This window comes from Bacillus cereus, from assembly GCF_007678085.1.
Taxonomy (GTDB): Bacteria; Bacillota; Bacilli; order Bacillales; family Bacillaceae_G; genus Bacillus_A; species Bacillus_A cereus_BE.
Genome location: NZ_VEDW01000002.1, coordinates 105,243 through 118,225, shown reverse-complemented (window position 1 = coordinate 118,225; position 12,983 = coordinate 105,243). Strand labels below are relative to the sequence as shown.

The following is a 12,983-nucleotide window of genomic DNA, read 5'->3' as shown; positions in this document are numbered from 1 at the left end:
TGAAAGTATGAAAGTAAAACGTTCGCTTCATTACATTTTTTGGCGTTGGCATTTTTATGCTGGGCTTTTTATTACGCCGCTTCTTATTACTTTGTCACTGAGCGGGATTGGGTATTTATTTCGGGAAGAGGTTGAAGATTTCATCTATAAAGATTTATATTTTGGAAAGAGCGCCCAAACAGAATCTATTTCGATGGCTGATTCGCTTTTATTAACAGAGAAAAAATATCCACATTATAGCGTGGCGAAAATCAGTGAGTTTAATGGGGATTATAATACGAGACTCACTATCGCAAATGAGTATACAGGACAACAAAAATATGTATATTTAGATAGCAATAATCAAATTGTTGGAGATCAAAACGCAAGTGAAACGTTTGCCAATATAATGAGGGAATTACATAGTTCTCTTTTAGTTGGGGGCACTGTCGTTAACTATATTGTAGAACTTGCGGCATGTTGGACAATCTTTTTAATTATAACTGGTTTGTATATGAGTATACGCCAATTCAAAAACACACCCGCATCCAATAAGCGAGAAAAAGCAAAACGACGTCATTCTATTATCGGTATTATATTTACAATTCCTCTCGTTCTGTTAGTCGCATCTGGATTGCCGTGGTCAGGATTTATGGGGAATCAAATTTATAAAATCGCATCGTCGAATGAATCGATCGGATATCCAAAGTTGTATATGGCACCGCCTGAATCAAAGGTAAAAGAATTACCATGGGCAACAAGAAAAGAAGCTCCTCCTGAATCGAATTCGAGTGAACCGAAAGCAATTTCTGTCGATGAATTACAAAAAGAAATTGAACTAAAGAAGCCATACGTTATCTCACTACCAGCTGATCCGAAAGGCGTATTCACTGTTTCAAAATCAAGCGGTTCTGGTATTACAGGTATGCATGTGGCACCAAATGAAGAAATAACAGCTTACTTTGATCAGTATAGCGGAAAACTCATTTCGAAAACGGACTATCGTGATTATGGCTTATTTGCACAATGGTTCACTTACGGTATCCCGCTTCACGAAGGACATTTATTCGGATGGCCAAATAAAATATTATGCTTACTAACGACATTATCTTTATTACTTCTCATTTATTACGGAATAAAAATGTGGTTAGCAAGAAAACCGAAAGGAAAATTAGCCGCACCGCCAAAGCAAAGAGATAAGAAAAGCATAATCGTTTTCTTTATCATGATGGTTATACTAGGCGCTGTCATGCCTTTATTCGGACTATCTGTTTTAGTTATTTTCGCGATTGAACTTCTTATATATGTATTTTCAAAAATACGATCATAATAAAAAGCATTTGTACTCTCGTGTACAAATGCTTTTTTATTTACTATTTTCTTTTTTTCTACCACTTATTAAAAAGACGATATCTACTATAATAATCAATGCAATAATAACTTGGGCTACATAATCCATCGTTGTAGGACCGCCGGCTTTATTCATCATCATATACGTTCCTGTTACAAATGAAATGGAAAGTAGCACGAGTAATGTTACTTCAATATGGTCATATAGCTTTTGAAACAATCTCTTCACTTCCACCACCACCTTTACCATATTATAACAAAAAAGCCACTCTAAAAGAGTGGCTTTCTTCATCACTGCGCCATTTTCTTTCGGTACATCTTCCCGTTCCAATAGAAGAATCTTGAAGTGAGGCCTCCATATTTTACAATGCGCCGTGCCATTTTGTGCATATTCTTTTGTGCTGATACTTTTTGGTCTGATAAATAAATACCAAGTAACCCTCGGCTTATGAGACGATGAAACTTCGCATGAGGCAAATCACCAATGCTCTTCTCTGCTTCTTCTACAAAGTGTTTCATACGATCTAATATCGCTTGCTCGTTTTCATAATAACTACAGAAATTCAAATCCCCGCCGGCGCGGTCTTCTTCTTGATCAATGAAATAATCAAGTAAAATGTGAAGTCCTTGTACGTAAGGGAAGTACCCTTGTCTAATTTTCGCAATATCTTCATCATGTAATTCATCATGAAATGCATATGCTACAAGACAGAAAATTCCAAGCGTCGAACCGGCACATGCTGAAAATTCAAACCAGCTCATTTCAGGTAAGTTTTCTTTATGTGCTTCAAACCATGTTTTTAAGCGTGGTTCTCTTTCTTCTAATTTCACGTGTTTATGAATTTGCAAATCACAATAATAACAAGCAAGTTCATGAAGAACAGGAGCAATTTTGTCATAGTGCTTCGTTTTCTTTAAAACGTCTTGGCATGTTTCAACAAGTTCATCTAAATAACCACCATCGTCTTGATCATCACGATAGCGATAATAATTACCGCCACCTTCTACTTCAGGTGATAATGCCATTAACATAGATTCATGCAGTGCGGCAAAATCATTTGGGTCAAGTGATGTACTGCGGTCACATAAATTATCTAAATAATCGCTGATTGTTTGATACGCTACGATAAAACGAATGCATTCCTCTCGGTGCTCATTTGCTAATAGCGCTAAAATGCCACCGCCTTCGCAATGAAACGTTTTATTCTCAATACTTGCGATTGCCTGACTATGAAGCTCATCATTCGGAATATGGTAGGCACGCTCTTTCCACACCGCTAGCTCATGGTGTACAACCGGAAACACATCACGGTATACTTTCGCCATGAGCGTTATGGGATTACTCGGTACGTTCACTTCTTCCTTCATCTCCTCTATTCAATGTACAAATAATTTACTTATTTGTTTCTATTATGTTATTGATGCGTATTTCAGTAAATGACTGAATATAACTCAAAATTTCATCGCGCTCATACTCATTTAATAACTCATGATAACAATTGGGCCATTCTTTAAAAGCCTTATCACTTATTTTAACATTATCAAACCAGGTGCGGACACGTATTTTATCTACAAGTTTATCCTCACAAGCTTGCATTAGCAAGAGCGGAACATCTGGAAAATCATCTATTTTTTTATGAGCAATTTCAATAGACTTAATCAATTCACTATACCAACGTACTGATACTTTGCGCAAGAACAATGAATCATTCTCCATCGCGTCCCTAACTTCATGATTACGAGTTGACATTTCCACTGTAAGATTCGTTGCAAATTGCAATTTTGGAGCGATCACATTTAATATTTTTGAGGCAACTTGAAGCGGTGCTGAAGGTCCAGCTACTACACCTAAACATGGCGAACTTAAAACAATACCGTCTACATCTTCTCTCTTCGTTTCTTGCATCATACGAATGACGATAAGACCGCCCATACTATGACCGAATAGAAAAATAGGTAACCTGTACTTCCTTGCCTCTTTCACCCATAATTTAACTTCCTCTATGTATTCATCAAACGAATCAATATGTCCTCTATTTCTTGAAGTCGTTCCATGCGACGGAAGGTCTCCCATCACGACGTGGTAGCCACTATGATTCCACATTTCAGCAACAGCTTCGTAACGTCCGTGGTATTCCATTGCGCCGTGCACGATAACAACGACAGCTTTCGCTTCCTCTGCTTCATAATTCCACATACGGCTCTCCTCCATTTCACTCTTTCTCATAATTTGATACACTGAAACTAGTCTCTAGGAAAGGAAGGCTTTACATGATATATCCTTACAAAGAAAAAAATCCGAAAATTGCGAGTAGTGCTTTTATCGCTGACTACGTTACGATTACAGGCGATGTTTCCGTTGGCGAGGAATCAAGTATTTGGTTTAATACAGTCATACGCGGCGATGTGTCACCAACAATAATTGGAGACCGAGTAAATGTACAAGACCAATGTACACTTCATCAAAGCCCACAGTACTCTCTTATTTTAGAAAACGATGTTACAGTTGGGCATCAAGTTATTTTACATAGCTGTCATATTAAAAAAGATGCTTTAATTGGAATGGGTTCTATTATATTAGATGGTGCTGAAATTGGCGAAGGAGCCTTTATCGGTGCTGGAAGCCTCGTTTCACAAGGAAAGAAAATCCCACCAAACACGTTAGCTTTTGGTCGCCCTGCGAAAGTCATTCGTGAGTTAACAGAAGAAGACCGTAAAGATATGGAGCGAATTCGCACACAATATGTTGAAAAAGGTCAGTACTATAAATCATTACAGAAGTAACTTTTTCAGCTGCCATTAAAGTGGCAGCTTTTTGTATAAAAACTAACTTTTTCTTTACAAAACATTATTACTCCCTCAATAAAATCTTATTAAAATAAAAGCTAATATCTCCATATATATGTAAACGAGGGAGGAGAATTTCCATGAAGGTCAGTGGACTGTATAAAATAGAATGCTACATTTTCAAAGGAATTAACCGATACTTTGATCAAAAAACATTAAATATCTTTTTCAGCAATATTACTCATATCGGTGGTGCTACTTTCTCAATTGCACTCACACTTTTCTTTTTAATTTTCACAAAAGGGACTTTGCATCAAGCTGCAATCGCAACTGCTATTTCTTTAGCAATTAGCCATATGCCGGTGCAAATATTAAAAAGATGGTATCCGCGAAAACGTCCTTATTTAACAATTCAGGATGCGAAATATCCAGTCCATCCATTAAAAGACCACTCTTTCCCGTCTGGTCATACAACAGCCGTTTTCTCTGTCCTTATTCCATTTATTTGCTATAATCCAAGTTTATTTCTTTTTCTATTACCGTTAGCATTATGCGTTGGTATTTCTCGCATTTATTTAGGGCTTCACTATCCATCTGATGTATTTGTCGGTATGTGCCTCGGCACTTGCTCTGGCATCATCTCTTTTTATCAATTCATCCCACTTTTCACATAAAGGAGTGATATGATGAGAGTCGCCATTTTTACCGATACTTTTACACCACAAGTCAACGGGGTTGCGAAAACCTTAGAACGATTAACACGTTACTTTCAGAAAGAAAAGATCGCCTATTCTGTTTTCGCCCCTCAGCATACAGCTGAAGATAATTTCGTAGCTAATGTCAACAAGATGAGAAGTATCCCGTTAACAATATTATATCCAGAATGTCGCTTTTCTTTTCCTACTCCGCGCATTAAACGAGAACTTCTTTCCTTTAAGCCTGACATTATTCACATTGCCACCCCTTTCAACATGGGACTTTGTGGATTGTATTATGCAAAAAAGTTGAACATCCCAGTTGTCGGTTCTTATCATACTGATTTCGATGCTTATTTACGCTATTACAAAATCGAATTTCTCTCTAATATGCTTTGGAACTATTTAAAATGGTTTCATAGTCATATGCAAAAAAATTTCGTTCCTTCTTTTGAAACGTTACACCAACTAAAAAATAAAGGCTTTCAGGCCCTATCCATATGGGGACGCGGTGTAGATTGCACACTCTTTCATCCATCTTACAATACAGACCTATTCCGAAAAAAATATAATATTACAGCGAAGTATGTCCTTTCCTATGTTGGACGGATTGCCCCAGAAAAAGATATTGATACGTTGCAACACCTTATCGTGAAAACAGTGCATACTCGAAACGACGTTCATTGGCTCATCGCAGGAGACGGTCCTCTAACAACAAATTTACGTGAAGCTGTTCCGAAAGTAAATGTCACTTTTACTGGATATTTACAAGGTAAGGATTTAGCTGAAGCATATGCTTGCTCTAACATCATGGTATTTCCATCCGCTACTGAAACGTTCGGAAATGTCGTACTCGAATCACTTGCATGCGGCACACCTGTCATTGGTGCAAATAGTGGCGGGGTTAAAAATATTATTACAGATGGAAAAACGGGAGTTCTTTGTCCGCCCAAACATGCGGATTCATTTCTATCATCCATCCATTCTTTATTGCAAAATGAACAGAAACTGATACAAATGGGGCTAGCTGCTACGTCTTATGCCAAATCAAAAAGCTGGGATGAAATCTTTCGTGGCTTACTTGACCAATATGAAGAAGTCCTTCAGCACACTGCATCAGAATTACTCGCTTAAACAGAAAAACTCCCTTCAAAAAACGAAGGGAGTTTATTACATGGTCATAAATTTTAGTTTAATAAATGATACATAAGGTTAAACATTGTTTAATTTCTATATTCATTATATCAAAAATAAACATAACTAAACAGACTTGTAATAAAAACCCATAAAAATTAATATATGGTTATACAGTGTTTTTACTGTATAGTGATTTTAAGAAATTCCCCTTAAAATCAACTTACTCACATACCTTTATACAGTAATTGTTCCCCAATTTCTGTATATCAAAAAACCTTTCATTCATTTGAAAGGTTTTTTTGAGCCTGCACATATTCTTCTTTCGTATTCACATTTATAAACCAATCTGCATTCGCTTGTACATCTTCACCAGCAATATATTTCACATTACATTGTGATAAAAGCTGACCCATACTTCTTTTTTCTTCCTGAAGCAAAGCGTAAATCTTTTCTTTCACACGGTTATGGTAGGCTGCAAGTAATGGTTGTTTTCTTCCATTAATAATAGGTACAACCGCATCATATTCATTGCTCGTTTGCTCTAGCAAAATGGTAAACCATTCTTGCGAAACATTTGGCGCATCGCAAGGCATAATAGCGTACCAATCTGCTTCTATATATTCCATTCCTGATACAATTCCAGCAAGTGGTCCATTTCCTTTATAATGCGGAATATCTTCTATAACAGGAACTTGTACAAGTTTCTCTACCCGCTCTTTTATATCGGAGTTACTAATGACCACAACTTCTTGAAGCGCACTTGTCATCACTTTCAAAATATGCTCTATAAAAGTACTACCTTGCCAGCTCGCTAATGCTTTCGGCTCACCGAATCGACTCGACATACCGCCTGCCAATACAATTCCAGCATACTTACTCATTGGCGATGCAGCTCAAATGTAATATGACCTAATTCTGGTAAAATCAATTTATTCATCGCAAGACGAACTGCTCCGCTAGATCCTGGCATGGAAAAGACAACTTTGCGCCCAATTGTACCGCCGATTGCTCTACTTAACATCGCGCTGCTTCCGATATCTTCTAAATAACTAATCATACGAAACAACTCACCAAACCCGACAATCTCTTTATCTAATAACGCTGATACTGCTTCAATCGTTACATCACGCTTCGTAATACCAGTACCGCCATTTGTTAACACGACATCAACATCTTCCCTATGATAACCAGCTAACACTGCTTGCTGAATACTTTCTTTATCATCTTTTACAATTTCATAAGAGGTCACTGTATGCCCTGCTTCTTTTAATAATTCATGTAATAGTTGTCCGCTCTTGTCTGTCTCTTCTGTACGTGTATCAGAAATCGTCACGATCTTACAGCGCACTTCTTTTGGCGCTTGTTTTTTATGTTCGGTTACGCTCATTTTTCATCTTTCCTTTCATTTAACTTTGTAAAATTATGTATAAATTAAAGAATTCAATATGATACAATATAAGTATATTTATCCATATAAAGGAGCTTTACATGATTCAAAATATGAAACGATACGTACCCATTATACCATTCCTAATTATATTATCCCTTTTTCAATGCATCGCTTACGGGTTCGATATTAACTTTTTAAAATTGTATGTGCTTATGCCTGATGGTGGTATTCGCTACTATTTGACTAGCACATTAATCCCTCTCGTACTTGCCTATATATTAGATTTTATTTTTATACGTTCTATCTCTAAATAAGGAGGTCTACATACTATGGAACTTTATAAAAAATTAACAACAACATTCATCCTCTTATTCGTCGCTTCCATTACTGTCGGTTTTTCTCTAAAAGGCGCAATTCCATACGCTACATTAGTAAGTATTATATTCGCAACACTCTTTTTACTAAGCAGTGCCTTTTGCGCGGGTAAAGCACGTCAAATGAAAAGTTGATTACATATGTTCAAGAAGAAACCGATTTTTTGTAAATCGTGTGAAAAAGAGATACAAACGTATGAAAAGGCATGGGTTCATATGCCTTTTCCCGCAAGTGGTATGACTAATATGAAAAAGTATATTGAGCTAGACGGCGAAATTTATTGTGGTTCTTGCATCCAAGTAGTAAATAAAACAAAATAAAAAAGCTTTGCGCTCACGGCGCAAAGCTTTTTTTCATATATTATAGACCAGCTTGCTCTTTTAAAGCGGCAGCTTTGTCTGTACGTTCCCATGTTAGATCTACATCAGTACGTCCGAAGTGGCCGTAAGCTGCTGTTTGTTTATAAATTGGGCGACGTAAGTCTAGCATTTTAATAATACCAGCTGGGCGAAGATCGAAGTTGTTACGAACTAGTTCTACTAGTACGTCTTCAGATACTTTACCAGTGCCGAATGTATCAACTGAAATTGATACTGGTTGTGCTACACCGATTGCGTATGCAAGTTGTACTTCTGCTTTGTCAGCAAGACCAGCTGCTACGATGTTTTTCGCAACATAACGAGCTGCATATGCTGCTGAACGGTCAACTTTCGTTGCATCTTTACCAGAGAATGCACCGCCACCGTGGCGAGCGTATCCACCGTAAGTATCAACGATGATTTTACGTCCTGTTAAACCAGCATCACCTTGTGGTCCACCAATTACGAAGCGGCCAGTTGGGTTAATGAAGAATTTTGTTTCTCCATCCATTAATTCTGCTGGAACTACAGCTTTAATTACATGCTCTTTTAAATCGCGATCGATTTCTTCCCATGTAACATCTGGATGATGCTGTGTAGAAATTACGATTGTATCTACACGTACAGGTTTACCATTTTCATCATACTCAACTGTAACTTGCGTTTTTCCATCCGGACGTAGGTATGATAATGTATCATTTTTACGTACTTCAGTTAAACGGCGAGCTAATTTGTGAGCAAGCGAGATTGGAAGTGGCATTAACTCTTGTGTCTCATTACATGCGAAACCAAACATTAAACCTTGGTCTCCTGCACCAATTGCCTCAATCTCAGCGTCAGTCATTTGACCTTCGCGTGCTTCTAGCGCTTGGTCAACACCCATAGCGATGTCAGCAGATTGCTCATCGATAGATGTTAAAACTGCACAAGTTTCTGCATCGAATCCGTATTTTGCGCGTGTGTAACCAATGCCTTGAATTGTTTCACGAACGATTTTTGGAATATCTACGTAAGTAGAAGTCGTAATTTCCCCCGCTACCAATACTAAACCAGTTGTTACAGTTGTTTCACAAGCTACACGTGCATTTGCGTCTTTTGATAAGATCGCATCTAAAATTGAATCAGAAATTTGGTCACAAATTTTATCTGGATGTCCTTCAGTTACAGACTCAGATGTGAACAGATGACGTTTTTTTGTCATGTGGTAAACCTCCCTACAGTAATTGTATATATTGTACGGAACTCATCCTTAATTTGCCACAAATTGCGACATACATTTATTCTCCCACAAGCATACAGAAAAACCTTTCCCACTTTACATAGAGGAAAGGTTTAATTTGCTACTTGCATACTGCTTTTTGCCCTTCGCTCTTATCGTTCGAGACCTGTAGCCTCGCACAGGTTTTAGCACCTATTCACCTGTATTTACCACTACAAGTGAGGTTGCTGGGCTTCATCGGGCCTGTCCCTCCGCCAGCTCGGGATAAGAGAGTATCCGTCCCAACCTATACTAAAGAAATGATATTGATTTGTCAATTAATATTCACATTTTCCTGAAAGTTTTTCTCAATACGCCTGAAATGAAATATTAATAAGGAAATAATGCATTCACACAAACAAAAAGAAATAAATAGTATACATTATTTATATAATTGTGTTATACTCTTGTTGGGGATTACGAGAAATATTTCATTAAATGAAAAGGATGGTATATAAATATGAGTACTGTGAATGTCCAAATTGGTTTACACGAATTATTGAACGGAAGCAATGCACAGATTCAACTAAGTGTTCCGCAATTAGTGGAAAAAGTATTAATGCGAAATGAAGGGAAGTTAACTTCTACTGGTGCCGTTTCTGCTTCAACAGGAAAATATACAGGACGTTCTCCTAAAGATAAATTTATTGTGAAAGAAGCATCGGTTGCTGACAAAATTGCTTGGGGAGCAGTGAATCAACCGATTTCTGAAGAACATTTTAATAAATTATATACTAAAGTTTTAGAATACTTAAAAGAAAAAGAAGAGTTATTCGTCTTCAATGGATTTGCAGGCGCTGACCGCAATTACCGCCTACCAATTCAAGTTATTAATGAATATGCATGGCACAATTTATTTGTACATCAATTATTCATTCGTCCAACTGAAGAAGAATTAACAACTCATGAATCAGAGTTCACAATTGTTTCTGCACCGAATTTCAAAGCTGATCCAGCTGTTGACGGTACAAACTCTGAAGCATTTATTATGGTTTCATTCGAAAAACGTATCGTACTAATTGGTGGTACAGAATACGCTGGAGAAATGAAAAAATCAATCTTCTCTATTATGAACTTCTTACTACCTGAACAAGATATTCTTTCTATGCATTGCTCTGCAAACGTAGGTGAAGAAGGCGACGTAGCACTATTCTTCGGTTTATCTGGAACAGGTAAAACAACATTATCTGCTGATCCAAACCGTAAATTAATCGGTGATGATGAGCATGGTTGGTCTGATAACGGTGTATTCAATATTGAAGGCGGTTGCTACGCAAAATGTGTAAACCTTTCTCACGAGAAAGAACCACAAATTTTCGATGCAATCAAATTTGGATCTGTTTTAGAAAACGTTATCATTAATAACCAAACGCGTATCGCAGACTACAACGATACTACTTTAACAGAAAATACTCGTGCTGCATACCCTATGCATGCGATCGACAATATCGTACTGCCAAGTGTTGCTGGACACCCAAATACAATCATTTTCTTAACTGCTGATGCATCTGGCGTATTGCCTCCAATCAGTAAATTATCAAAAGAACAAGCTATGTATCATTTCTTAAGTGGTTATACTAGTAAACTAGCAGGAACAGAGCGTGGTGTTACATCTCCACAAGCAACATTCTCAACTTGCTTCGGTTCACCATTCTTACCACTTGATGCATCTCGCTATGCTGAAATGCTTGGTGAAAAAATCGAGAAACACGATGCGAAAGTATTCTTAGTAAACACTGGCTGGACTGGTGGCGAATACGGCATTGGTAAACGTATGAACTTAGGTTATACTCGTGCAATGATTCAAGCTGCATTAAGCGGCGAACTTGCGAAAACTGAAACAGCTAAACATGACATCTTCGGTCTTGAAGTTCCACTTCACGTACCAGGTGTACCTGACGAAGTGTTAATGCCTGAACAAACTTGGGCTGATAAAGCTGCTTACAAAGCGAAAGCAATCGAACTTGCGAGCGAATTCAAAGAGAACTTCAAAAAGTTCGACAGCGTGTCTGAAGATATTATTAACTTAGGCGGTCCAATCGCTTAAGTACAAATTTTCTGTTGGAATAACCCTTTTACTCATATGAATAAGTGTCGTGTAACTGTAAAGTTTCGCGTACTCACCGACAAAACCCAATGCGGCTTAACGGTTATACACACTTACATAAAAAAGAAGCTTACGTTTTTTACGTAAGCTTCTTTCTATATCTTATCTTTGCATCTATGACTTAGTTCATGAAATTACAGAAAATTCACTTTATAATCATCCACTTTTAGTTTTCCATGATATAATTTACATATACAGGAAAGGGTGAGGCCTATGAAAAATTTTATTCAGTTACGGAGCGATCCAAACATTTTGGGGACTTGTGATGCTTAACGTTAATTTATTTGAGCATACAAATGAAACGATAAAATACATTATTCTAATTATCAGAATAATTTGTTGTATTATATCCAACTTTTTTAAAGAAGCTAAGAGTCATACTAATACGTGATTTCATATTAACTTATTGGAAGCGGAAATCTGTATTTTATGCAAAGTTACGCTTCCTGTTGTAACTATCTTTCGCCGGATCCTCTATTCCATCTAAAAAGAGGCTTTTTATCTTTTTAGCTCTTTGTTAATTCTTCTTCATCTTTCATACTATAGTAGCCTAAATTAACAACCATTAAGAAATAACCACCCAGAATCCCTACTGCAAATGCCCACATAACCATGTGGTGCTCAATTTCGTACATAATAATAGCACCCAAAATAGCAGCAGCAAAACGGTTAAACATACCGAGCGTCGGTGCTTTCGTTTTCTTTACGATACTATCTCCAAGCTTCTCAATTCGTCTCCCTAAAAGCCACACACAATACATACTTACAATCAGTCCAATTCCTGCACCTAGAAAATGTGCTGAAAACGGTGTTACCATCCATCCTAGCAAAAGAATACCTAGTAGATAATACGATTGAATTTTAAACGACCTTAATGACATACTTATCATGCTGTTCTCCTCTTCAGTAATTTTTATCCCGCATTAACGGGCAGTAAGACCCTCACCTCAAAATTCAGTGGAAGCAAAGAAGTTAGGTGGGGGGCGGGCTGCCCGTAAAAGCCCGATTGGTGAGGGCTAATAATCAGTGGGGGATGAACAAAACCCCCACTGATTAAAGTTTCACTTTATCTATCCAACAAAAAATTTCTTTCAAGTTTATACTGTTTACATCCATTTCACTCAAATTAAAAACAACATAAACAGTACGTTTATGTTGTTTAAATGTTTTTAGGAAATAATATTATACAAGATTTCAAACATCATATTCTCATAATTTGTGACGTTTTTGCAAACATTTTTCGTCCATTTATGAAAAAAGTGATATCAATCTATGAACATACGGATATGATGTAATAAGCACACAAATAAAGGGGGCGTCTAATGATTTATTTTTTAATGGCTCTCATTCACCTCATTATCCCTGCACTTATTGGACTTTCATTGTATTGGTACACGAAAAATCATAGTATTTTCTACGCTGTCCTCGGTGTCCTTCTTCCAGGTATTATTCTTATCACACTCTTCCGTATTCCATTTTTAAACTTAATTCCACTTATTACTGCTATCTTATTTCTCGTCTTCTTACCAAAAATAAAAAAATAGGA

Annotated in this window: 16 protein-coding genes and 1 riboswitch; of the genes, 9 read left to right on the top strand and 7 right to left on the bottom strand. The window is 37.1% G+C overall.

Annotation, left to right across the window (positions count from 1 at the left end; genetic code table 11):
- Positions 1–7 precede the first annotated feature (7 nt).
- Positions 8–1,309: a PepSY-associated TM helix domain-containing protein gene (locus tag FS742_RS09685; protein ID WP_144612173.1), complete on the top strand. Its 1,302-nt coding sequence runs from the start codon at positions 8–10 to the stop codon at positions 1,307–1,309.
- A gap of 36 nt (positions 1,310–1,345) precedes the next feature.
- Here FS742_RS09685 and FS742_RS09680 read toward each other — a convergent pair whose 3' ends face one another.
- From FS742_RS09680 to FS742_RS09670, 3 genes are read right to left on the bottom strand one after another with little or no spacing between them, the layout of a single operon-like run.
- Positions 1,346–1,579: a hypothetical protein gene (locus FS742_RS09680; RefSeq protein WP_144612905.1), complete on the bottom strand. Its 234-nt coding sequence runs from the start codon at positions 1,577–1,579 to the stop codon at positions 1,346–1,348.
- A gap of 41 nt (positions 1,580–1,620) precedes the next feature.
- On the bottom strand, positions 1,621–2,685 hold the full coding sequence (locus FS742_RS09675; RefSeq protein ID WP_144612172.1) for a tetraprenyl-beta-curcumene synthase family protein: 1,065 nt from the start codon (positions 2,683–2,685) through the stop codon (positions 1,621–1,623).
- Positions 2,686–2,722: 37 nt separating this feature from the next.
- The gene (locus FS742_RS09670; protein ID WP_144612171.1) at positions 2,723–3,526 is read right to left on the bottom strand and encodes an alpha/beta hydrolase; all 804 of its coding nucleotides are present in this window, start codon (positions 3,524–3,526) and stop codon (positions 2,723–2,725) included.
- 74 nt (positions 3,527–3,600) lie between these two features.
- Between FS742_RS09670 and FS742_RS09665 the strand changes: the two genes are divergently transcribed.
- The 3 genes from FS742_RS09665 to FS742_RS09655 all read left to right on the top strand — a co-directional run bounded on the left by FS742_RS09665 (position 3,601) and on the right by FS742_RS09655 (position 5,945).
- On the top strand, positions 3,601–4,113 hold the full coding sequence (locus tag FS742_RS09665) for a gamma carbonic anhydrase (protein WP_144612170.1): 513 nt from the start codon (positions 3,601–3,603) through the stop codon (positions 4,111–4,113).
- 143 nt (positions 4,114–4,256) lie between these two features.
- A complete protein-coding gene (locus FS742_RS09660) occupies positions 4,257–4,790 on the top strand; it encodes a phosphatase PAP2 family protein (RefSeq protein ID WP_144612169.1) in 534 nt (177 codons plus the stop codon).
- Between the two features lie 12 nt (positions 4,791–4,802).
- Positions 4,803–5,945 (top strand): glycosyltransferase family 4 protein, encoded by a 1,143-nt coding sequence (locus tag FS742_RS09655; protein WP_144612168.1) that lies wholly within the window; start codon positions 4,803–4,805, stop codon positions 5,943–5,945.
- Between the two features lie 281 nt (positions 5,946–6,226).
- On the opposite strand, the gene FS742_RS09650 is transcribed toward FS742_RS09655, so the two are convergent.
- Both FS742_RS09650 and FS742_RS09645 read right to left on the bottom strand, forming a co-directional pair.
- Positions 6,227–6,829, bottom strand: coding sequence for a molybdenum cofactor guanylyltransferase (locus FS742_RS09650; protein ID WP_144612167.1), 603 nt, complete (start codon positions 6,827–6,829; stop codon positions 6,227–6,229).
- Positions 6,826–7,335, bottom strand: coding sequence for a MogA/MoaB family molybdenum cofactor biosynthesis protein (locus tag FS742_RS09645; protein WP_000117133.1), 510 nt, complete (start codon positions 7,333–7,335; stop codon positions 6,826–6,828). The genes FS742_RS09650 and FS742_RS09645 overlap by 4 nt, the downstream gene beginning before the upstream one ends.
- A gap of 101 nt (positions 7,336–7,436) precedes the next feature.
- Between FS742_RS09645 and FS742_RS09640 the strand changes: the two genes are divergently transcribed.
- The 3 genes from FS742_RS09640 to FS742_RS09630 are packed head-to-tail and all read left to right on the top strand — an operon-like array spanning position 7,437 to position 8,033.
- Complete coding sequence (locus FS742_RS09640) at positions 7,437–7,652, top strand: hypothetical protein (protein ID WP_144612166.1); 216 nt, start codon at positions 7,437–7,439, stop codon at positions 7,650–7,652.
- A gap of 15 nt (positions 7,653–7,667) precedes the next feature.
- Positions 7,668–7,847, top strand: coding sequence for a hypothetical protein (locus tag FS742_RS09635; RefSeq protein WP_144612165.1), 180 nt, complete (start codon positions 7,668–7,670; stop codon positions 7,845–7,847).
- Positions 7,848–7,853: 6 nt separating this feature from the next.
- The gene (locus tag FS742_RS09630; protein ID WP_144612164.1) at positions 7,854–8,033 is read left to right on the top strand and encodes a hypothetical protein; all 180 of its coding nucleotides are present in this window, start codon (positions 7,854–7,856) and stop codon (positions 8,031–8,033) included.
- A gap of 40 nt (positions 8,034–8,073) precedes the next feature.
- Here FS742_RS09630 and metK read toward each other — a convergent pair whose 3' ends face one another.
- A complete protein-coding gene (metK, locus tag FS742_RS09625; RefSeq protein ID WP_144612163.1) occupies positions 8,074–9,273 on the bottom strand; it encodes a methionine adenosyltransferase in 1,200 nt (399 codons plus the stop codon).
- A gap of 167 nt (positions 9,274–9,440) precedes the next feature.
- Positions 9,441–9,562, bottom strand: a riboswitch (SAM riboswitch).
- A 228-nt stretch (positions 9,563–9,790) separates the two neighbouring features.
- On the opposite strand from metK, the gene pckA reads away from it, so the two are divergent.
- Positions 9,791–11,377 carry a phosphoenolpyruvate carboxykinase (ATP) gene (gene pckA, locus FS742_RS09620; protein WP_144612162.1) on the top strand — a complete coding sequence of 529 codons (1,587 nt, stop codon included), beginning with the start codon at positions 9,791–9,793 and terminating at the stop codon, positions 11,375–11,377.
- Positions 11,378–11,943: 566 nt separating this feature from the next.
- On the opposite strand, the gene FS742_RS09615 is transcribed toward pckA, so the two are convergent.
- A complete protein-coding gene (locus tag FS742_RS09615; RefSeq protein WP_144612161.1) occupies positions 11,944–12,327 on the bottom strand; it encodes an ATP synthase subunit I in 384 nt (127 codons plus the stop codon).
- Between the two features lie 432 nt (positions 12,328–12,759).
- Here FS742_RS09615 and FS742_RS09610 point away from each other — a divergent pair, with 432 nt between their 5' ends.
- A complete protein-coding gene (locus FS742_RS09610; protein ID WP_000639043.1) occupies positions 12,760–12,981 on the top strand; it encodes a hypothetical protein in 222 nt (73 codons plus the stop codon).
- The last annotated feature ends 2 nt before the right edge of the window (positions 12,982–12,983 follow it).